At 60.0% G+C, this 22,013-nt stretch carries 19 protein-coding genes; 8 read left to right on the plus strand and 11 right to left on the minus strand.

Going from position 1 to position 22,013, the window contains the following annotated elements; all coding sequences use genetic code 11:
- Positions 1–43 precede the first annotated feature (43 nt).
- Complete coding sequence (acnA, locus tag NXC24_RS32530) at positions 44–2,662, minus strand: aconitate hydratase AcnA (protein ID WP_104827953.1); 2,619 nt, start codon at positions 2,660–2,662, stop codon at positions 44–46.
- 22 nt (positions 2,663–2,684) lie between these two features.
- The gene (locus NXC24_RS32535) at positions 2,685–4,037 is read right to left on the minus strand and encodes an MFS transporter (protein ID WP_104827390.1); all 1,353 of its coding nucleotides are present in this window, start codon (positions 4,035–4,037) and stop codon (positions 2,685–2,687) included.
- 152 nt (positions 4,038–4,189) lie between these two features.
- On the opposite strand from NXC24_RS32535, the gene NXC24_RS32540 reads away from it, so the two are divergent.
- Positions 4,190–5,263 carry a lactonase family protein gene (locus tag NXC24_RS32540; RefSeq protein WP_104827391.1) on the plus strand — a complete coding sequence of 358 codons (1,074 nt, stop codon included), beginning with the start codon at positions 4,190–4,192 and terminating at the stop codon, positions 5,261–5,263.
- On the opposite strand, the gene NXC24_RS32545 is transcribed toward NXC24_RS32540, so the two are convergent.
- The 7 genes from NXC24_RS32545 to NXC24_RS32575 form a co-directional block, all read right to left on the minus strand.
- Positions 5,254–6,138, minus strand: coding sequence for a GntR family transcriptional regulator (locus NXC24_RS32545; protein ID WP_104827392.1), 885 nt, complete (start codon positions 6,136–6,138; stop codon positions 5,254–5,256). The genes NXC24_RS32540 and NXC24_RS32545 overlap by 10 nt on opposite strands.
- An 89-nt stretch (positions 6,139–6,227) precedes the next feature.
- Positions 6,228–7,238 (minus strand): ABC transporter substrate-binding protein, encoded by a 1,011-nt coding sequence (locus NXC24_RS32550; protein WP_104827393.1) that lies wholly within the window; start codon positions 7,236–7,238, stop codon positions 6,228–6,230.
- 299 nt (positions 7,239–7,537) lie between these two features.
- Positions 7,538–8,770: an ABC transporter substrate-binding protein gene (locus NXC24_RS32555; protein WP_104827394.1), complete on the minus strand. Its 1,233-nt coding sequence runs from the start codon at positions 8,768–8,770 to the stop codon at positions 7,538–7,540.
- Between the two features lie 34 nt (positions 8,771–8,804).
- Complete coding sequence (locus NXC24_RS32560) at positions 8,805–9,764, minus strand: branched-chain amino acid ABC transporter permease (protein ID WP_104827395.1); 960 nt, start codon at positions 9,762–9,764, stop codon at positions 8,805–8,807.
- Entirely contained in the window at positions 9,761–10,642 is an 882-nt protein-coding gene (locus NXC24_RS32565) for a branched-chain amino acid ABC transporter permease (protein WP_104827396.1), read from the minus strand. The genes NXC24_RS32560 and NXC24_RS32565 overlap by 4 nt, the downstream gene beginning before the upstream one ends.
- On the minus strand, positions 10,642–11,355 hold the full coding sequence (locus NXC24_RS32570; protein WP_104827397.1) for an ABC transporter ATP-binding protein: 714 nt from the start codon (positions 11,353–11,355) through the stop codon (positions 10,642–10,644). The genes NXC24_RS32565 and NXC24_RS32570 overlap by 1 nt, the downstream gene beginning before the upstream one ends.
- Positions 11,352–12,137, minus strand: a complete 786-nt coding sequence (locus tag NXC24_RS32575) for an ABC transporter ATP-binding protein (protein ID WP_104827398.1) — start codon at positions 12,135–12,137, stop codon at positions 11,352–11,354. The genes NXC24_RS32570 and NXC24_RS32575 overlap by 4 nt, the downstream gene beginning before the upstream one ends.
- A 239-nt stretch (positions 12,138–12,376) precedes the next feature.
- On the opposite strand from NXC24_RS32575, the gene NXC24_RS32580 reads away from it, so the two are divergent.
- From NXC24_RS32580 to NXC24_RS32610, 7 genes are all read left to right on the plus strand, one after another.
- A complete protein-coding gene (locus NXC24_RS32580; protein WP_104827399.1) occupies positions 12,377–13,567 on the plus strand; it encodes a cytochrome P450 in 1,191 nt (396 codons plus the stop codon).
- Entirely contained in the window at positions 13,567–14,592 is a 1,026-nt protein-coding gene (locus NXC24_RS32585; protein WP_104827400.1) for an amidohydrolase family protein, read from the plus strand. The genes NXC24_RS32580 and NXC24_RS32585 overlap by 1 nt, the downstream gene beginning before the upstream one ends.
- A gap of 29 nt (positions 14,593–14,621) precedes the next feature.
- On the plus strand, positions 14,622–15,536 hold the full coding sequence (locus NXC24_RS32590; RefSeq protein ID WP_104827401.1) for an ABC transporter substrate-binding protein: 915 nt from the start codon (positions 14,622–14,624) through the stop codon (positions 15,534–15,536).
- Positions 15,537–15,661: 125 nt separating this feature from the next.
- The gene (locus NXC24_RS32595; RefSeq protein WP_104827954.1) at positions 15,662–16,333 is read left to right on the plus strand and encodes a 4-carboxy-4-hydroxy-2-oxoadipate aldolase/oxaloacetate decarboxylase; all 672 of its coding nucleotides are present in this window, start codon (positions 15,662–15,664) and stop codon (positions 16,331–16,333) included.
- Positions 16,326–16,877 carry a cupin domain-containing protein gene (locus NXC24_RS32600; protein ID WP_104827402.1) on the plus strand — a complete coding sequence of 184 codons (552 nt, stop codon included), beginning with the start codon at positions 16,326–16,328 and terminating at the stop codon, positions 16,875–16,877. The genes NXC24_RS32595 and NXC24_RS32600 overlap by 8 nt, the downstream gene beginning before the upstream one ends.
- A gap of 4 nt (positions 16,878–16,881) precedes the next feature.
- Entirely contained in the window at positions 16,882–18,123 is a 1,242-nt protein-coding gene (locus NXC24_RS32605) for an FAD-dependent oxidoreductase (protein ID WP_104827403.1), read from the plus strand.
- Between the two features lie 37 nt (positions 18,124–18,160).
- Positions 18,161–18,481 carry a 2Fe-2S iron-sulfur cluster-binding protein gene (locus NXC24_RS32610; protein WP_104827404.1) on the plus strand — a complete coding sequence of 107 codons (321 nt, stop codon included), beginning with the start codon at positions 18,161–18,163 and terminating at the stop codon, positions 18,479–18,481.
- Between the two features lie 478 nt (positions 18,482–18,959).
- Here the strand turns inward: NXC24_RS32610 and NXC24_RS32615 are convergent, their stop codons facing one another.
- Complete coding sequence (locus tag NXC24_RS32615) at positions 18,960–20,405, minus strand: NAD(P)(+) transhydrogenase (Re/Si-specific) subunit beta (RefSeq protein WP_104827405.1); 1,446 nt, start codon at positions 20,403–20,405, stop codon at positions 18,960–18,962.
- Between the two features lie 18 nt (positions 20,406–20,423).
- Complete coding sequence (locus NXC24_RS32620; protein ID WP_104827955.1) at positions 20,424–21,998, minus strand: Re/Si-specific NAD(P)(+) transhydrogenase subunit alpha; 1,575 nt, start codon at positions 21,996–21,998, stop codon at positions 20,424–20,426.
- Positions 21,999–22,013 lie beyond the last annotated feature (15 nt).

Raw genomic sequence — 22,013 nt, forward strand, 5'->3', positions numbered from 1 at the left:
TCTCTCTCAGCCCGGTTTCGGCGTGTTTCCCGAATGAACGCTTCTAGAGCAATCGCGACATTGCTCCGGTCTGCATCGCATTGCGCAGAATAAGAGGGAGAATGCCTCCCGCCCGGAGAATGTCGACCTCAGCGTTGGTTTCGATCGCGGCGGTTGCCGTGAGGCCTATTTTCTGTCCAGTCGATCGCTTCACAACAACGCTAACCTTGCAACGTGGCTCCATGCGCGTTGGATCGGCAGAGATCTCCACCAGATCTTCCGCCGCAAACGCCAGCTCGGCAGGGCCACAAGCCTCCGGCAATCGAAGCGGCAGGATGCCCATTCCAATCAGGTTCCATCTATGGATACGCTCGAAGCTCAAGGCGAGAACCGCCCTTACCCCCAGCAGTGAAACACCCTTCGCAGCCCAATCGCGCGACGATCCCATACCGTACCGCTCGCCAGCAACGACCACGACCGATCGATCTTCCGCTGCGTAGCGCTGCGCGGCGGCCCAGAGAGACATGATCTCGCCCGAAGGGGCATGAATGGTCGATCCGGGTGGAATATCCGCTCCGATCAGGTTGCTGACCGTCTTGTTCGTGAACAGGCCGCGGATCATAGCTTGCCAATTGCCGCGCCGCGACGAGAACACGTTGAGGTCCGCCGGGTTCTCTCCCCTCTCGATGAGATAGCGCCCCGCATCGCTCTTCGCCTCGACGGCGCCGGCCGGGGAAATATGGTCGGTCGTTATGTCGTCGCCGACGACCAGAATGGGGTGAGCCTGATAATCACCCAGCAGCGTGCCCTTGCCGAAGCTCGCAAAAGGCGGCCGGCGGATGTAGGTCGATTTTTCGTCCCAAGGAAAAATAATCGTGGTCGGCGCATCGAGGTCTCGCCATGCCTTGCTGGTCTCGGCCTTCTCGTAGGCGGGGGCGAAGTCGCCGATGTCAGAGGCCTGCGCCAAGGCCGCATCGATCTCGGACGCCGTTGGCCACACCATCGAAAGCGTGACCGGTGTCCCTTCACGGGAATAGCCGATCGGATCCGTCAGTATATTGAGCGCGACGGTGCCGGCCAGCGCAAAGGCTACGACCATGGGTGGGGAAGCGAGGAAGCCCGCTTCGAGCTGAGGATGCACGCGGCCGGGGAAATTCCTGTTTCCGGAAAGCACCGCCACGGGCAGAATATCGCGCTCTGCCATCGCCTTTGCGACGGGATCCGTCAGGGGACCGGAATTACCGATGCATGTCGTGCAGCCATAGCCGACGAGCCCGAAACCCACGGCTTCGAGATCTTCAAGCAGGCCGGCTCGCTGAAGATAGCGCTCAGCGGTCGGGGATCCCGGCGCCAGCGATGTCTTCACCCAATGAGGCGGACGCAGTCCGTAGGCGCGCGCCTTGCGCGCAAGAAGCCCGGCGGCGGCGAGCAGGCGCGGATCGGATGTGTTGGTGCAGCTCGTGATCGCGGCAATCGCGACGGCGCCGCCGTTCGGCTGCCCTTCGACATCGACCGACGGCTTCTTCATGCCGGCAATGGCCGGCGCCGTTTCGCTGACGGGAATGCGATCCTGCGGACGCCGGGGACCCGCAAGGCTCGGTTCGACGCTGGAGAGATCGATTTCAAGGGTGGATGTATATCGAGGCTCCGAGGATGGATCGAACCAGAGCCCCACGCGCTTGGCATAGTGCTCGACGAAATCGGCGTGATCCTCACTGCGCCCGGTCGCCCTCAGATATTGGATCGTATGGCCGTCGATCGGAAAATAGCCGCTATTGCCGCCGAATTCCGGCGTCATGTTTGCAACGACTGCGCGGTCGCCCGCCGTCAACGTCGACACGCCCGGCCCATAGAACTCGACGAACTTGTCCTGAAGGTCGATCTGACGCAGCAGATGGGTGACGACCAGCGCGAGATCGGTGGCAAGAACACCCTCCCGCAGGCCGCCGATCAGGCGCACGCCGACGACATCCGGCACACGGAGCGTCACCGGCATGCCGAAGAAGACGCTTTCCGCCTCCAGGCCGCCGACACCCCAGGCAAGCACGCCGATCCCGTTGATCATCGGGGTATGACTGTCCGTTCCGATCAAGGTATCGGGAACGGCCCAGCGCCTGCCGTCTTTCTGCTGGTGGGTCACGACCGTTGCGAGCCGCTCCAGATTGAGGGTGTGCATGATACCGGTGCCGGGCGGATGGACCCGGAAGCCGGTCAGCGTGTTGGTCGCCCATTTCATGAAGCTATAGCGCTCGGCATTGCGCTCATATTCGCGCTGCATGTTGCGCTCAAGCGAAGCAGAGCTTCCGAACGCATCGACGGCAACTGAATGATCGGTCGACACATCGACTGGCACCACGGGATTGAGCAGGGCCGGATTACCGCCGGCCTCCGCCAATGCGGACCGCATGCCCGCAATATCCACCAGTGCCGGTCCGCAGGTCGTGTCATGCATGAGGACACGGTTCGGCAAGAACGGGATTTCCACCTCGCTCCTGCCCTCATCGAGCCAGGCAATGATCGCCGATTTGGCCCGCACGGCGTCATCTCCCCCTGTCCGGAGCACGTTCTCCAGTAGGATGCGATGGATATAGGGCATCCGCTCGAGCTTCGGGCCGGCCTCCTTCGGTAGGTCAATGATATCGTACTGGACGCCATCTACGGCGAATTTGCCGATCGTCGTCATGCTCATGCTCTGAAACCCTGCTTCACGATTTGGGCGATCTGGCCCGCGCGATATTGAATTGCCCAGACGGTCCCACGCCCTCTGCGGTCTCCGCATTGGAGACACGCATGAACCAGGTCATCAGGAAGGACAGCAACAGAAGTGCCGCGAGGAACATGAGCCCGCCGAGGGCACTTCCCGTCCATGTCTTGGCTGCACCCATTGCGTATGGGCCGACGAAGCCGCCGAGATTGCCGATGGAATTGATGGCGGCAATCGAGACCGCAGCGGTCGATCGGGTCAGGAACAGGCCGGGCAGCGACCAGAACGGCGACTTGAAGGCATAGATCCCGGCGAGCGCCACGGAGATCAGCGCGATAGCAATATAGGGATCATGGGTCAGGCCAGTCGCCGCCAATGCGATGCCTGCAATCAGCAGCGGGGCCGCCGTATGCTTCTGGCGCTCGCCGGTGCGGTCCGAGCTGCGCGACCACAACACCATGGCGATGGTGGCGACGGCATAGGGGACCATGGCGACGAGGCCGATCTGGAAATGGCTGAGATCGCCGCCGAAGCTCTGGATGATCTGTGGCATCCACAGGCCAATACCGAGATTGCCGACCTGATAGATGAAATAGATGGCGGACAGGAACAGCACTTTCGGGTTCGAGATCGCCTGCCAGAGACCAAGATGTTTGACGTTCTTGCGATTGGCATGATCGGCGGCAAGCGCTTTCGTCAGCCAGTCCCGCTCCTCCTCGGTCAGCCATTTCGCCTTTTCGGGGCGGTCCGTCATGTAGAAATAATTGAAGATGCCGGCAGCAACTGCAGGGACGCCTTCAAGGATCAGCATCCATCGCCAACCAGAAAGACCGAAGCCGCTGACATTGTCCATGATCCAAGTGCTGAGCGGCGCGCCCATAAGATAGGAAACGGGAATGGCGGCGGTGAAGAATGCCACAGTCGTCGCCTGCTCTTTCGAGCGGAACCAGTAGGTCAGATAGATGATAATGCCTGGGAAGAAGCCGGCTTCGGCAACGCCCAGAAGAAAGCGCAGGATATAAAGCTGCATGGCGCTTTGAGCAAAGCCGGTCAGCACGGCGACGGCACCCCAGGTCAGCAGGATGCGTGAAATCCAGATACGCGATCCGTATCTCTGCAAGGCGATGTTGCTCGGCACTTCGAAAAGGAAATAGCCGATGAAGAAGATACCGCCGGCAAAGCCGAAGGCTTCGGCAGACAGCGCCAGATCCTTGTTCATCTGCAACGCCGCGTAACCGAGGTTCGCGCGATCCAGATACGAGATGATGTAGAGCAGAAACGTATAGGGGACGATCCTCCAGAAGACCTTCCGCATCGTGGTCTTTTCTAGTCCGCTTGTCGCAGCATCGGTCATTGCTACCTCCCAGAAGCAGTGATGGTGATAGCCCGGGTATGTCCGAGCACATGCGAGCCTATTTACACAATATGATTATAAAATGCAATTGCTGTGGAGTGTAAATAGCGATATTGATGGCAAGCACATCAATTCGCGCGGGGATTTCTGGTATGGACGGGGAAAAGGTGAGGATCGCCTATGTCGGTGCACGCACGACGAAGGCGCGCAACGCGCGTGGCAACGGTCTGAACGTCTACCGGCTCGGGCAGGATCTGAGCTGGGAGCATCGGCAACTGGTGAAGATGGAAAACCCCTCCTTCTTCGCCTTCGATCAGACGGGGCGTTTCCTCTACACCGTTCACGGCGATTCCGACCGCGTGAGCGCTTTCTCCATCGATCCATCTTCTGGTCACCTGTCCTTCCTGAACGAGCAATCGACCGAGGGCCGCAACCCCGTCCATCTCTCGTTCGACCCCTCGAACCAGTTTCTGATCGTTGCAAACCATGTGACCTCCTCGCTCGCCGTGCTCCGGCGTCTGGATGACGGACGGCTTGGCCCGGTCGAGAGCCTGACCGTGATCGAAGGAAAGCTTGGTCCTCACCGCGTCGAGCAGCCCTTCGCCAAGCCCCATCAGGTCCAGTTCGACCCTTCGGGCAACTGGATCGTGGTGCCGGATAAGAGCCTGGATGCGATATTCGTCTATCGTCTGGACCGCGCCTCCGGCGCACTGATCAGGGCGGCATCCTGTCAGACCCGTGAAGGCGCCGGCCCGCGCCATATTGCCTTTCATCCCCAAGGCCGCCTCGCCTACGTCATCAACGAGCTGGACTGCAGCGTCGCCGCGTATCGCTTCGACCCTGCGACCGGGGATATCGAGCCATTCCAGATTCTCTCGTCGCTCGCCGATAGCTTCACCGGCAACAGTCGCGGCGCCGAGATTGCGGTTTCTGCCGATGGCCGTTTCGTCTACGCATCCAATCGCGGCAGCGACACGATTGCGGGTTTTGCGATTGGAGAGGATGGGCGCATGACATCCGTCGGCTCATGGACGACGGCCGGAAAGACGCCGCGCTTCTTTATGCTTCTTTGCGAAGGCGATGTCCTGCTTGCTGCCAATGAGGATACCGATACGGTGGTCGCCCTCGGAGTCGATAAAAGATCCGGCGCACTGTCGACGCTGTCGAGCGTCCTTACCGTCGGCAGCCCGGTCTGCATCCTTCTCAAGGATCTGGATCACACCTGAGGCGTCTTGATGCGGCTCGCACCCATGATGTGGGTATAAAGGAATGCCGCCGCCTCGTTGCGGCGACCGTCTTCGATCAGGTCGAGGATATGCAGATGCTCGGCCGTCTGTCTCGGAAGCCGGCTTCTGTCGATCGTGATATGATATTCGATCAGCCGGCGCAGGCGGTTTATGCGCCTGATCGCATCGAGAAAGAATTCGTTGTGCGAGCAAGCGACGAGCATCTCGTGAAACTCGTTGTTCGCCTTGAAAATCTCAGCGCGCGACCAGGTTTCATACCCACCCTGGCCAAGTTCCGTCTGGATCTGACGCGCGCGTCTGAACCCTTCAGGATCTGGCTTGAAGCTTGGCAGCAGCATGGCCTGCTGCTCGATGACGGCACGGAACGTGTAGCCATCCTGATAGCTTTGCCTCGACGTCAAGGTTTGCCGGAAGGACCAACCGTTGCCGGGCAGGCGCTCGACCCATCCCTCATCCGCAATCCGATGCAGGATCTTAAGCAAACGGCTTCGCGGCAGATCGTAATGGCGCATCATCTCGCTTTCGCTGACACGCTCCTCGAGCTTGCCGGAAAAGCGGTCCTCGGCGATCCGGAAATAAATGGCTTCGTCACCATCGCTGTCTTTGGGGCTCTCCGGCCTGGAAGCATTCAGGCTCTCGCCATCAACCGCCAGAAAGTAGCCTCGGTTCGGCTCGGCACGGACGATGCCACGGCTCTCCAGGCTCCTGAGCGCGCTCATGATCGGCGCGCGCGAGACGCGGAATGCATCGGCCAGCATCTGAAGAGGCAGATGCTGGCCTTCGCGCATTTCGTTCGCTTTCACGAACTCGATGATATTGCCGCTGATCTGCGGTGTGAGGCTACTTCTCGCCATGGCTTCCGATTCATTGCTTCCATTGCGGTTTTTCTATCACCGCATGAAACATCAAGACAGCCCTGTCGATATATCCGAACCCAGTCCGCTTATCTGGCGTTTTTGACGAATTCCGTCGTGTAGGTCTTCGAAAGATCGATCTGCTTGCCTTTGACGTTCTTGGAGAATTCCGAGAGAACCGTCAGGACGGTTTCCGGGCCTCCCTTGGGCATCACTCCGTCAGGTGTGAACATGCCCTTGCTTACCTCAAGCGCTTTGACATAGCCGTCCTTGTCGCCGACATAGAAATCCTTCGGCATCTTGTCAGCGATCTCCGCGGCAGAGTGCGTGTCGATGTATCGCATTGTTTTTACAAAGGCGTTGACCAATTTCTGGACTTCCTCCTTGTGCGAGTCGACCCAGGAACTTTCCATGTACAGCGAAGCAAATGGATAAACTCCGCCGAGCGCCGCTCGTGTCGATTCGACGGTGCGAAGGTCCACCAGCACCTTGGCTTCGTTTGTCTTCAGCAGCCGTGATACGGTCGGCTCGGTGGTCATTCCAGCCTGGATCTGGTCCTGCTGCATGGCTGCGATGAAGGTCGAGCCTGCACCGACCGGAACAGTCGTCACATCGTCTGTCTTCAATCCAGCCTTCGATGCCATGTAAAGCGTCAGAAAATTGGTGGATGAGCCGAGGCCGGTTACCCCGAGTGCCTTTCCTTTGAAGTCGGCAGGCGATTTGATTTCCGGATGTTTCGTCGAAACTAGCTCTACTTCGCCGGGAACCTGCTGCAATTGGACGACCGACTCGACGAACTTGCCCTTGGATTGCAAATCCACGCAATGGTCGTAAGAGCCGATAACACCCTGAACGGCGCCCGCAAGTAGCTGATTTTCCGCATCAACTCCAGCCGACTCATTCAGCAGTTCGACATCGAGCCCTTCGTCCTTGAAATAGCCGAGGGCTTCGGTGAGCTTGGCGGGCAGGTAGATCTGCTTTTCATACCCACCCACCATGATTGAAATCTTCTCGGCAGCTTTGGCTGTTGTGCCCATGGCTCCCGTCACAATTGCCACGCAGATAGCTGCGGTCGAAAAATAGAGACCTGCTGAACGCATGAATTCCTCCTCCTTAGTGCAATAAATCGCTTGAGTGACCGTCTCCGAGCCCCATGACGCGACACAGAAATGGACACCAAACGAGCCTCGGCCTTAGGGTGCCGGCAGGCCTCCACCTCTCCCAAATGGTCTCGGCGCCGACGGTCAGCCCTTCATCCTCCGATGAGAGACTAGCCACGTTTGAAGGAATGCACAATTGCATTTTATAATTATATTATTCTTTTTTGGAAACTGCTTCCCGCAGGCTGGATCGGGATTGAGAACGCCAGCGACAGCGGTCCGGCGTCCTCATTACTGCATCACTCCTTCGTCTTGCCCTCAAAATGCATGACGTCGCCGAGCGGCACGTACTTCTGGCCGTCGAACTGATAGAGCTGCAGCGCTTCGGTCGGGAAAATGTCGCTGCCTTCCTTGGTGGTCATGGTAATGCCGTTCAGAAGAAGGGGATTTTTCCAGCCGTCCATATTCTGCACGACCTTCATCAGTTCCTCGCGCGTCGGGTTCTTGAGCTTCTCAAGCGCCTGAATCAAGGAATCGCCGATGGCGTAGCCGGTCTGACCAATCGTGTTTGCGAAATTAAAGTTTACCTTGGCCGCGGAGATGGCGGAAAGATAACGATCAACGCCCGCGTCGCCCGACGGCTTGTCGCTGATGATGGGCTTGAGGTAGTCCGACGTGATGATGCCCTTGGCGTTGTCCAGTCCAACCGACTGGAGAACCGGATAAGCCGACGAAAGGTTCGTCACCAGGGTCAGAGGCTTCCAGCCGCTTTCGGATTGAAAGCGGATCGCCTCGCCGCCCTGGCGGGGTGCTGCGATGATGACGAGGGTGTCAGCACCGGACGCTTTCAGCGTCGAGAGCTGAGTTTCAACGGTTGGATCTTGGGAGGTGACAGGCTGTCGGTCCAATACCTTGACGTGGGAGCCCTCGATCGAACGGTCGAACGCCTTCATGAAGGTCTGGCCGGTCTCGGTGTTTAGATAGAGAATGGCGACCTTCGCTTCGGGCTTATGCGCCTTCAGATATTCGGCGAACGAGTCCGCCTCCGTGGAGAAGGATGGGACGAAGCCGACCTCCCACTTCGGAGCATTCAAGGCAATCACCCCTGAATACATGAAAATATTCGGGATTTTCTTCTGGGTGATGTAGCGGCCGATCGCAAGGTTATTTGGCGTTGCGGCGGTGCCCGCCAAGGCGAATACCTTTTCCTGTTCGACCATTTTACGGACGTTGGCCAGCGTGCGCTGGGGATCGAGCGAGTCATCTTCGATGACCAGATCGATTTTGCGCGTTTTTCCGTCGCCCATCTTAACGCCGCCTTCGGCGTTGGCCTGTTCGATGCGGGCGCGTATGCCTTCCGCGACGCCGCCGACAACGGCAACCGGCCCGGTCAATGGGCCGGTAACGCCGATCTTCACCGAATCGTCGGTTACCCCCGGCGTGGTCTCGGCTGCGCTGGCGTGGGTCGCAACGAGCAGCGCGGCCACGGCCAACTGCATAGTGCAGCCCTTCAGCTTGGAGACAAATCTCATATCAGTTCCTCCCATTGTTCGGTGGCAGGCCTCCTCAGCCCGCTGTTTTCCGAAAAATCATCGAAAGCCATTTTTCGATGAAGCCAGTAACGCCGTTGCGCGCGACCATCATGATCAGGATTAGCGCGAGGCCATAAATCAGGTTGCCGAGGCTGAGGTTGATGTCGGACGCCCAGGTCGGAACGAAGACCATGAACAGTCCGCCGAGAAATGCCCCGACGATGCTCGTCACCCCGCCGACGATGCTACCGATCACGATGTTGATGGACAGGATCGCCAGGAACGACTCCGGGCTGACAAAACCGGTGACTATGGCGAACACGCCGCCGCCCATGCCCGCGAGTGCCGAGCTTCCCGCGAATGCCCACAATCGCGTGCGTGTCAGGTTCACACCAAGGGCTTCCGCGATCTGCGCATTGTCACGCTGGGCCCGCAGCGCCCGTCCGACATCGCCGAAAAGCATCAACGCAACCAGAAGGGCGCCGATCCCCGCGCATCCGAGGCAAATAACGTAGAGCCATAGCTCCGGGCTGAGGGGAAGCCATTCCGGCGCTTCCGGAGCGTCGATCGGAAGGCCCGAAACCCCGCCGGTGAGGCTCCCCATTTTCAACACAAGCTGAGGGAAAGCAGCGGCAATGCCGAAGGTGACAATTGCCAACTGCAGGCCCTGAAGTCTCAGCGCCGGGAGGCCGATCGCTAGCCCGACCAAAACCGTAACTGCGGCCGAAACAGGAAGAGTGGCAAGCGGAGGTACGCCGTAGGTCGCATTCAGGATTGCCGTCACATAGGCGCCGACGCCGAAGAGCGCGCCCTGCGCGAGGCAGATTTGCCCCGCAAATCCCATCAGGAGATTCAGTCCAAGAATTGCGATTGCATAAGCGATCGCAACGCATATCTGCTGGTGCGCGTAGTCCGGAGCGACCAACGGGATCAGTATTGCGAGAAATGCGAAGAGACCGAACTTGACCGCAGCCGGGCGGAATCCGTCACTCATAGTTTTGTCACCTTGTAGGAACCGAACAGGCCGACGGGCTTCACAAGCAGGATGGCCAACGTGAGGACGATGGGCACTGCGATACGCATGTCAGCGCCGATGAAAGGGAGGTAGCTCGCGCCGAGGCTTTCGGCGACGCCGACCGCCAGACCGCCGACAATTGCGCCGAGGGGACTATCCCATCCGCCGAGAGTCGCGGCGGCGAGGCCGTAAAACAAAATCGGCGCCATCATTGTCGGGCTAAGAAAGAGACGCGGCGCAATCAGGATCGCCGCAAAAGCCCCGATGACCGCGGCAAAACCCCATCCCAGCATCAGCATGCGCTCGACGTCGACGCCGACGAGTACGCTGCGCGCCCGGTCGAAAGCCGCCGCACGCATGGACAATCCAAGTCTCGTGAAGCGAAAGATGAAACCGAAGGCTGCCGCGATGCAGATCAGGATCGCCAGCGTGCCGACTGCGGACGCGAGCACGCGAACCTCCCCGAGACTGAAGCCGCCATCGGGAAACAGGCTTGGGAACGAGAGTTGTTCGGCTCCCCAGATCCACATGCACATGGCCTGGAAGAGCACGAATATTCCAAGCGTGACCACGACCACCGCTTCCACGGGCGCGCTCATCAACGGCCTGATCACGAGGCGGAATGTCGCGATGCCGATGCAGAATGCGACCGCCAGGCTCGCCAGCACGGCCAGCCAGAGCTCAACGCCCCACTGCATCAACTGCCACGCAACGTAAGCGGAGAATGTCGCCATTTCGCCCTGGCCGAAATTCACGACATTTGTCGCCCGGAAAATGAGTACGAGCGCGAGCGCCAGTGCCGCGTAGATGGCACCCGTTGTTAACCCGCTCACGACGAGCTGGAAGAAGAGACTCATCAGGCGACCCCCAGATATGATTTCTTGATGTCCTCATTGTTTATGAGGTCGCTCGCGGCGCCGCCGGCGACGATCTGCCCCGCCTCGATGACGAAGGCCTTGTCCGCGTACTGCAGCGTGATATCGACGTTCTGCTCGACCACCAGCAGCGTCATTCCGTGGTCGCGGTGCAGCGTCTTGAATATCGCCAGGATCTCCTGCGTAATCGACGGCGCCAGGCCGAGCGATGGTTCATCGCACATCAGGAGTTTCGGACGGGACATGAGCGCACGGGCGACCGCGAGCATCTGCTGCTCGCCGCCGCTTAAGTTTCCGGCTAGCTGGTCGCGCCTTTCGCGCAGCCGCGGAAAGGTTTCATACCAACGCTCCTTGTCTTGCCTGATCTGAGACCGGCTGGAGATGATGGTGGCGCCGAGCTGAAGGTTTTCGTCCACCGTGAATTCCGAGAAGGTGCCTCGGCCCTGCGGGATCTGGGCGATACCGAGTCCGAGCCGCTTTTGAGCTGAGATCCACTCCAGCGACTTTCCCGCATAGAATATGGAACCCTTGAACGACAGGAGGCCGGAAACGGCGCGCAACAGAGTGGTCTTTCCAGCTCCGTTCGACCCGAGAAGTGCCACGAACTCGCCCTCTTCGACCGCGAACGAACAGTCGAAGAGCGCTTGCGTTTTTCCGTAGAAAGCCGAGAGGTCCTTAACGTCGAGAAGCGTCATGCCGCCCTCCCCAAATAAGCGGAGACAACCGCGTCGTTCGACTTGATTTCACTCGGAGTGCCTTCGGCGAGATTACGACCGAGATGGAAAACAACGATCCTATCGCACAGCCCCATCACCAGGCCCATGTGGTGCTCAATGAGGAGGATCGAGAGATTGCGGTTCTTTCTTACTTCGTCCAGCAGAGTGCCGAACTCGTTGACTTCGCCATGCGTCAACCCTCCCGCCGGTTCGTCGAGAAGCAATATCTTGGGGTCTGACGCGAGGGCGCGGGCAATCTCCATCCGCTTTTGCAACGGATAGGAAAGCGCGCCAGCTTTCCGAGCAGCCATATCGGCCATTCCCATCTCTTCGAGGATGGCCATCGACCTCTCGCGCACCGCCCGCTCCTCGGCTCGCGATCGCAAGGGCGTCAGGATCGCCCGTGCGAACTTGCCCCCGAGTTCATGGTGGGCACCGAGCATGACATTTTCCAGAACCGTCATGGAGGCATAGATGCCGAGGTTCTGGAACGTTCGGGCGACACCGAGGCCAATCATGTCCCGAACCCTCGCGCCTTCGATTGGCGTCCCATTCAAAACAATGGTGCCGCTGTCATAGGCCACGAGACGAGTGATCGCGTTGAGAAAGGTGCTTTTGCCCGCGCCATTCGGTCCGATCAGGCCGCAGATCTCGCCCGAACGCACCGAGACCGAAACGTCGGTGAGCGCCTTGATGCCGCCGAAGTGCACTGAAACGCCTCGCGCCTCAAGCACGAGACGAGCGTCCGCAATGCTGCTCATTTCCACTATTTCCTCCCTCCCTGAGCGGTCTCCCGGACGGCCTGTCCATTTCTATGATTGACAGCCATCCCCGCTTTGGATACCAATAAGTATCCGAAGACGTTTCGGTATGTCAAGCATCAATCGCATCTGGATTGGCTTGCGACGGAACGGCCTCAGAGTAGCCTGCCATCGGGTTGGAGTTGGGTGGCGGCAAGGTGATCGAATGCCTCGCTGACGGGGCGATGGGGAGGACATCCATGACAGGAAACAACACCGAACTGACGGGCGAGAATCTGTATCGAGATCCGTATCCGGTTTACGCGAGGCTGCGCGCTGAAGAGCCAGTGGCCTTCTTCGAAGGAACGAAGGAATACTTCATCACCCGATTTGACGACTGCCGCAGGATCGGCGGTCATGACAAGATTTTCGGCCCCTCCGGATCGGCGGACCGCCCGGAGGCGCGCGTCATGGGCATGCCGAATGTATTGACCATGTCCGGCGAGGAGCACCAATGCCTTCGTCAGGGCATCGACGAAAACCTCACGCAGGAGCGTGTCCGGTCGTTTGTCGAAGGTCTGACGCGCCCCGTGGTGCAGCGTTACGTCGACGCGATCAAAGCCAAGGGAGAGGCGAACCTTACGGCCGAATTGTTCGAGCCGATCTCCGTGCGGTGCATCGGCGACGTTATCGGCCTCACGGAAACGCCGAATGAAACCCTCGTCGAGTGGTTCCACGCGATGGCTCTTGGCCTGCAGAATGTCAGCAACGACGCGGGGGTGTGGAAGCGACTGGACGACGCTCTCGCCGATATCGACAAGCAAATGGGCGACCTTTACCAAGCCTGCCTGTCCAAGCCCAACAACTCCCTCCTCAGCCATGTGATGCATGGCGGCATGCCGAAAGGCGAAGCGCGCAGTTGGGACGAGATTTCACCGACCATACGCGTCATTATTCTTGGCGGCCTTCAGGAACCCGGTCATGCGGCAGCGAATGCCTGCGCCGGTCTTCTTTCGAATCCCGAACAGGCGAAAGTCATGGCGGAGCAGCCGCAGGAAAACGCCATGCGCGCCTTCGATGAGGGGCTGCGTTGGATCGCGCCGATCGGCGTGACACCGCGGATCGCCCGAGAGGATTTCGAGATCGCAGGGACGGTCATTCCTCAGGGAGCGTCGGTCGCGATCGTTATGGGCTCCGCCAACCGTGACGAGTCTCGCTTCGAGGATGCCGACAAGTTCGACATGTTCCGTAAGAAGAAGCAGCACCTCTCGTTCGGCTTCCGTCCGCACTTCTGTTCGGGACATTTTCTGTCAAGGGCCATGGGCGAGATCGCACTTGCGGAAGTGTTCCGTCAGTTGCCCGAACTTCGGCTCGACGGATCGCGCGAAATCAAAGGCAAAGGCTGGCGATTCCGCGGTATTTCCGACCTCCCCGCGAAATGGAACGCGTGATGACACTCATCATAGACTGCCACGGCCACTTCACCACAGAGCCGCCAGAGCACCACGCCTTCCGCAAGGCCCAGGTCGCTTTCGCGGAAGGCACATCATCGGATCGCCCGGTCTATCCGGGCATCCCCGACAAACAGCTTCACGACATCATCGAGACCAATCAGCTCAAGATCCAGCGTGAGCGCGGCTCGCATGTCACGCTACTTAGCCCGCGCGCCTCCGGCATGGGGCACCATCTGCCGAACCTGCCGGTGGCGAAAGAATGGGCGCGCGTTTCGAACGACAATATCGGTCGGATCGTCGACATGTTTCCCGACAACTTCGCCGCGGTCTGCCAGCTTCCACAAACCGTAGACGGCGATCTTTCAGCGGTCATCGAGGAACTTGCGCGCTGCGTCGACAATGGCTTCGTCGGCTGCAACCTCAATCCCGATCCCTCAGGGGGGCGCTGGAGCGCGCCGCCAATCTACGATGCCTGGTGGGATCCGCTTTGGGACGCGATGGTGGACCTTCAGGTACCCGCCATGATCCACGTCTCCGGGTCCTGCGAACGCTGCCTGCATACGACCGGGGCGCATTATATCAACGCCGACACCGCAGTTTTCATGCAGCTTATCCAGGGAGACCTCTTCGAGCGTCACCCCGACCTCAAGCTGATCATACCGCATGGCGGCGGGGCGGCGCCCTACCATTGGGGGCGGTATCGCGGTCTGTCCATCATGCTCGAAAAGCCGGGCTTGGACACGCACCTCATGAACAACCTGTTTTTCGACACCTGCGTCTACCACCAGGCGGGCATCGATACGCTTTTCCGCGTCGTCGACACGAAAAACATCCTTTTCGGCTCGGAGCTGCTCGGCGCGGTCAAGGCAATCGATCCCGAGACCGGTCATCCCTTCGATGACACCAAGCGATACATCGACCAGCTCGACCTTCAGGAAGACGAGAGACGAGCGGTCTTCGAAGCAAATGCGCGGCGTGTGTACCCGCTGCTGGATAAACGACTCCAAGACCGCGGCCTGTGAACAGCCCGAAATCCATAGGGAGATTTCAAATGACCTCAACCCAGAAACTCAGCCTGGCTGGCGGAGCGCAAGGCTTCAACTGGCTACCGGTTTTTGTGGCAGAAGAACACGGTATTTTCGTCAAGCACGGGCTGTCGATCGAGTACATGAAGATGGGGACCGTCGACAAAGCCACCAGTGCCGTGTTGGAGGGCGAGGCCAACCTCGCAATCACGCCTCCAGAAGGGGCCGTTTCAAACTTCGTGCAAGCCGGCGCACTCCGGGTGATCGCCTCGAACTCGAACAGATTGCCGATGTCCCTCGTGGCCCAGCCCTCCATCAACTCTATCCAGGACCTCCGGGGCAAGAAGGTCGGGACGTCTTCGCTGACCGAAGGCACCGCGATCTACACGCAGATGCTCCTGTCCAGGGGAGGACTGCGCTATCCCGGCGACTACGAGTTCGCACTCGCGGGCATTCACACGAAACGCTGGGAGGCGCTTCAATCCGGTGAAATCGACTGTGCCCCGCAACCAGCACCCTGGAATTTCCTCGCCGAAAGAGAAGGCTTCAATCTCATCGGCGAGATCAATGAAATCATCCCACAAATCGTCTTCGCGGCGGTCATCGGACGCACTGCCTGGCTGGAGACAAACCGCGACCTCGTGGTCCGCTTCCTCCGTGCACTGCGCGAAGCCCATGCGATCACCAACGATCCCGGCCGCGAGGACATCACGCTTCCGATTTTCCAGCGGATCACGACCAAGGACGACGCGGGCCTTGCGCTGCAGGGCTTCCGCTACATGCGCGACATGGGAATGTGGCCCGGCGATCTTTCGATACCACGGGAGGCGTGGGACACCACCGTCGACCTCATGATCCGCGCCAACCTGCTTGACGAAACCGCCCGATCGACTTCGGCGACCGCCTTCGATTCCAGCTTCCTGGAAGCATCGGCTTCCTAGCCAAAAGCGGGCCCAAACCCGCGCAGAACTCGCGGGTTCGGATTGACATTCTATTTAGAATTTGCATACTATTTGGTATCTAAAGAGGCGTGTCCGCGCCAGCGAGGGACACGCCCGGGAGGATTCTGGTGAGAGTAGTTACAAAGACGCCGCGGACCGACCGCGCGGTTTGCGAGGCCTTGGGCAAACTTGGCGTCGCAACGGTCCATGAAGCGCAAGGCCGGAAGGGCCTCCTGGCTTCGCATCTGCGGCCCGTAATCGAGGGCGCACGCATCGGCGGGACGGCCCTGACATGTGAAGTTCCGCCCGGTGACAACTGGATGATCCACGTCGCCCTCGAAATGGCCCAGCCCGGCGACATCCTAGTGGTCGCGCCGACCTCCCCCTGCACCGACGGATACTTCGGCGATTTGCTCGCCACCTCATGCAAGGCGCGCGGAATCCTCGGCCTGATCATCGATGCCGGCGTGCGCGACGTTGCCGATCTCCGGGCGATGAAGTTTCCAGTCTGGGCCAAGGCGATCTCAGCCCAAGGCACGGTGAAGGAGACCCTGGCGAACGTACAGGTTCCGATCGTGTGTGCTGGCGCAGCGATCGAGCCGGGCGACGTGATCATCGCGGACGACGATGGCGTGTGCGTGGTCAAACGCACTGAGGCGGAAGCGGTCCTTCAGAAAGCCCTTAAACGGCAGCAGATGGAGGACGAAAAGCGGGCGCTTTACGAGTCAGGCCAATTGAGCCTCGACATCAACAACATGCGTCCCCAGTTGAAAGCGAAAGGCCTGACCTATGAATAAGGGAGCAGACATCCGCATCCCGCGCCGGGTGGTCACGGGCCTTAAAGACGGCAAGTCGGTTTTCATCAGCGACGGTCCGACACCCAATGCCCATAGATACGACTCCGTACCCGGTCACCTGACATCTGTCGTCTACGCCACGCCGGCAAGGCCAAGCCTGCCGCAGGATCATGCCGAACAGGCGCCTCCGAAAATTCTGATCACGCCCGAACCGGGCGGGACGAAGCTCATGATCGTGGTTTTCCCACCGGATTCGGTCTTCGCTACCGTCGATCCCGTGGCCGCGTTCGAGGAGCAGGCGGTACACGTCCCCGGACTGATCCAGGCGTTCGAGGCGGACGCGCCTGGCATGCACACTACGAACACTATCGACTATGACATCGTTCTCGATGGCGAAGTCTGGCTCGAACTCGATGACGGTGCGGAGACCCTCCTGAAACAAGGCGACATTGTCGTCCAGTGCGGCACGCGGCACGCATGGCGCAACAAAAGCGGCAAGCCCGCTACCATGTGCTTCGTTCTGATCGGCGCGGAAAGAGAGTGACGCCATGACACAGGACGCCCTCACCGGCACCTTCGATTGCATCATTGTCGGCGCGGGACACGGCGGTTGCCAAACCGCGGCGGCGCTTCGTCAAGCCGGGTTCGAAGGAAGCATAGCCCTCATCGGTGCCGAACCGGAGGTGCCGTACGACCGACCGTCATTGTCGAAGGAGTATCTCGCCGGGAAGAAGACATTCGAGAGGATGCATCTGAGACCGCAGGATTTCTGGAGTTCGCGCAATGTGGAACTCCTGCTGAGCGCGCGCGTCGTCGCGGTCGATCCAATCGCAAAGACGGTTATCCTGGAAAATGGCGCACGCTATTCATATGGTAGCCTCGTCTGGGCCGCTGGCGGAGAGCCGCGAAAACTTTCCTGCCCAGGCAGCGAGTTGCCCGGCATCTTCTATATCCGCTCGAAGGCTGATTGCGATGCGCTCCTGGGCGTTCTTTCAGATGTCAGAAAGGTCGCAATCATCGGAGGCGGCTATGTGGGCCTCGAAGCGGCGGCCGTGTTTCGGGAGCTCGGCAAGGACGTCGTTCTTGTCGAAGCCCTTGACCGGGTCCTCGCCCGAGTGGCCGGAGAACCCATATCCCGCTTCTATGAGCGCGAACACCGGGACCACGGGGTAGATATCCGCCTGAATAGCGGCGTCAAAGCCATCGTCGGGCATGACAGCCATGTGAGTGGCCTGCTTCTGGAATCCGGCCAAGCAATTGAAGCCGACATCGTCGTGGTGGGCATCGGGATCGTGCCGTCTGCCGCCCCGCTTCTCACTGCCGGAGCCGAAGGCAGCAATGGAGTAGATGTCGACGAACACTGCCGCACGTCGCTACCCCACATATATTGCGTCGGTGATTGCGCAAAACTCATCAATGGTGCGGGCATTAGGATCGAGTCCGTACAGAACGCCACCGACCAGGCGACGACAGCCGCGAAAGCCATTTGCGGCGACTATAAAGCCTATGATGCGCTGCCTTGGTTCTGGTCGAACCAATATGACCTGAAGCTCCAGACGGTCGGCCTCAATGTCGGCTACGACGCCGTCGTCCTACGAGGCGAGCCGGCAAGCCGCAGCTTCAGCCTGGTTTATCTAAAGAACGGAGCGGTGATCGCATTGGATTGCGTGAATTCGCCGCGAGATTACGTCCAGGGGCGGAAACTCGTCGAACACGCGGCCAAGCTCAGCAGCGACCGATTGGCTGATATCTCTAAACAACTCAAGGAATTGACCCTCGATACCAACTGACGGTCCGAGGTTTCTCAATCGGAACACGGGAAAATCAATGGCTACGATCTCACTGCGCACACGCGATGGCGAACTTCATCACTTCGAGGGGCGCATCGGCATGTCTCTCATGGAAAACATTCGGAATGCCGGTTTTGACGAACTTCTCGCGATGTGCGGTGGCTGCCTGTCCTGCGCCACCTGTCATGTCTATGTGGAGGGCCTCTCGGTCGGCGGACATTTACCCGATGCCTCGATCGATGAGAGCGAATTGCTGGAGGGGTCGGATTATCGCGAGCACAATTCCCGCCTCTCCTGTCAAATTCCTTTTGACCAGGCTTTGGATGGCATCGTCGTGAGGATTGCTCCGGAGGAATAGTCGCCGCAAGGATGCGCCCCGTCGGCGCGACCAAGCTCCCTTCCTACAGGCTTATCTCAAAGGCCGACAGATCCGAACTCGGCCAGCGGGATGTTGGCGGCTTGACGCGATCGTTGTTGCGATCTCGTCAAGCCGCATTGCTATTATCTCTGCCATGGCTGAGCACTGAAACTAACTCTCGATTTCGGCTGACCGCGTCGACATTATTGCCGCATAGTCTTCCACCCAGAGAGTACCACGGACCCGCGTTGCAGGCTTAGGATTGCGGTCTTTCCATTACAGCAATTGTTGCGCTGCAGCCGCCCTCTGCACAGGGCTCTTGGGTGACGGTTCTTCATAGGTTCGCCGGGAGAACACGACCGCAAATAGTGGCCGTGTAAATCCCGACGCATCTTGTTGCCGTAAGGCTGGTGCAGACAGAGCCGCTTTCGCCGTGGGATGACCGTAACAACATCGCAGGGCTGCGCGCGTATCCTGCCTAGCCGATCATCGGCAAGAGCTCGCTGACCGACTTCTTCGCGTCACCGTAGAACATGCGGGTGTTCTCCTTGAAGAACAGCGGGTTCTCGATGCCGGAATAACCGGTGCCCTGACCGCGCTTGGAGACGAAGACCTGCTTGGCCTTCCAGACTTCCAGCACCGGCATGCCGGATATCGGCGAGTTCGGATCTTCCTGCGCCGCCGGGTTGACGATGTCGTTCGAGCCGATGACGATGACGACGTCGGTGTTGGGGAAGTCGTCGTTGATCTCGTCCATTTCCAAGACGATGTCATAGGGAACCTTCGCTTCGGCAAGCAGCACGTTCATGTGGCCGGGCAGACGGCCGGCCACCGGATGGATGGCGAAGCGGACGGTCTTGCCGGCAGCACGCAGCTTGCGGGTCAGTTCCGAGACCGACTGCTGCGCCTGGGCCACCGCCATGCCGTAGCCCGGCACGATCACGATGCTGTCGGCCTCGTCCAAGGCGGCCGCGACGCCCTCGGCACTAATGGCGATCTGCTCGCCGATGATCTCCATCTGTGCGCCGGTGCTCGCGCCGAAGCCGCCAAGGATGACCGAGACGAAGGAGCGGTTCATCGCCTTGCACATGATGTAGGAGAGGATCGCACCCGAGGAGCCGACCAGGGCGCCGGTGACGATCAGGAGATCGTTGCCGAGCGTAAAGCCGATCGCAGCGGCCGCCCAGCCGGAATAGCTGTTCAGCATCGAGACGACGACCGGCATGTCGGCGCCGCCGATGCCCATGATCAGGTGATAGCCGATGAAGAAGGCGAATGCCGTCATCAGGAGAAGCGTCCAGACCCCGGCGCCGTTGAAGTACATCAACAACAGGATCAGCGAGGCGATCGCGGCGCTCGCGTTGAGAACGTGCCCGCCCGGCAGCTTCCTGGCCTTGCCGTCCAATTTGCCGGCAAGCTTGCCGAAGGCGACGACCGAGCCGGTGAAGGTGACCGCACCGATGAAGACGCCGAGGAAGACCTCGACCTTCATGATCGACAGTTCCAACACGTCCTTATGCGCCAATATGCCGGCAAATCCGGTGAGGGCTGCGCGGGAAGCCTCGTCGAGAGAAGCGACATGGGCCGCTTCGAGATGGGCATTGAAGCCGATGAACACCGCGGCAAGGCCGACGAAGGAATGCAGCGCCGCAACGAGCTGCGGCATTTCCGTCATCTGCACCCGGCTCGCCACATAATGGCCGAGCACCGCGCCGCCGGCGATCATCAGCGCGATGATGAACCAATTGCCGACGGTCTTGTCGATCATGGGGCCGAAGATCGTGGCAACTACGGCAAGGGCCATGCCGACAATGCCGTACCAGACGGCGCGCTTGGCGCTTTCCTGGCCGGACAGGCCGCCGAGCGAGAGGATGAAGAGAACCGCTGCCGCAACATAGGCGGCCGATACGATACCGATGGTCATTGTGAAGATCCCTGCCGCTTAAGACTTCTGGAACATGGCGAGCATGCGCCGGGTGACGAGGAAGCCGCCGACGATGTTGATGGTGGCGATCAGCACCGACAGCGCCGCCAGCGTCACCACCAGCCCGTTGCCCGAGCCGATCTGCAACAGCGCGCCGAGGATGACGATGCCGGAGACGGCGTTGGTCACCGCCATCAGCGGCGTGTGCAGCGAATGGCTGACGTTCCAGATCACCTGGAAGCCGACGAAACAGGCGAGCACGAAGACGACAAAATGGCTCATGAAGCTCGACGGCGCATAGGCGCCGACCAGCAGCAGAAGTGCGGTGCCGATGACGAGCAGGATGCCCTGGTTCTTGGTCTGCGCCTTGAAGGCGGCCAGTTCCCGGGCCCGCTTTTCCTCCGGCGTCGGCTCCTTCACCTTTTCCTTCGGCTTGGCGGCGGCGATCGCCTGCACCTTCGGCGGTGGCGGTGGATAGGTGATCGCGCCATCCTTGGTGACGGTCGCACCGCGGATGACGTCATCGTCCATGTTGTGGACGATCACCCCGTCTTTGCCCGGCGTCAGATCCGTCAGCATGTGGCGGATATTGGTGGCATAAAGCGTCGAGGCCTGCGCCGCCATGCGGCTCGGGAAATCGGTGTAGCCGATGACGATCACGCCATTGTCGGAGACGATGCGCTCGTCGGGGACCGTCAGGTCGCAATTGCCGCCACGTTCGGCGGCCAAGTCGATCACGACCGAGCCCGGTTTCATCGCCGCCACCATATCGGCAAGCCACAGCTTCGGCGCATCCCGGCCGGGGATCAGGGCGGTGGTGATGACGATGTCGATCTGAGGCGCCAGTTCCCGGAACTTGGCAAGCTGCTTCTCGCGGAACTCCGGCGAGGACGGCGCGGCATAGCCGCCGGTCGCAGCACCATCCTGCTGTTCTTCGCCGAAGTCGAGGAAGACGAATTCCGCCCCCATGCTCTCGATCTGCTCGGCCACCTCAGGGCGCACGTCGAAGGCATAGGTGACGGCGCCGAGCGACGTTGCCGTGCCGATCGCCGCAAGCCCTGCGACACCGGCGCCGATCACCAGCACCTTGGCCGGCGGCACCTTGCCGGCCGCCGTCACCTGACCGGTGAAGAAGCGGCCAAAATTATTGCCGGCCTCGATCACCGCCCGATAGCCGGCAATATTGGCCATCGACGACAAGGCATCCATCTTCTGGGCTCGGCTGATGCGCGGCACCATGTCCATGGCGATGACATTCGCGCCCCTGGACCTGGCCTGCTCGAGAAGCTCCTTGTTCTGCGCCGGGTAGAAGAAGGAGATCAGCGTCTTGCCCGGTGCCAGCCGCGCCACCTCTGCGGCTTCGGGCGGCCGGACCTTGGCAATGACGTCGGATGTCTCGTAGAGCAAAGCCGCGCTGTCGACCACCGTGACACCCACGGCACGATACGCCTCGTCCGAAAATCCGGCCTGCCTCCCAGCACCGGTTTCGATCACGCACTCATAGCCCAGTTTCTGCAACTGAAGAGCAGCCTCTGGCGTCAGAGCTACCCTCAACTCTCCAGGGGCGGTTTCCCTGGGAGATCCAAATTTCATCATTGCTGAACTTCC

This window comes from Rhizobium sp. NXC24 (assembly GCF_002944315.1).
Lineage (GTDB): Bacteria > Pseudomonadota > Alphaproteobacteria > Rhizobiales > Rhizobiaceae > Rhizobium.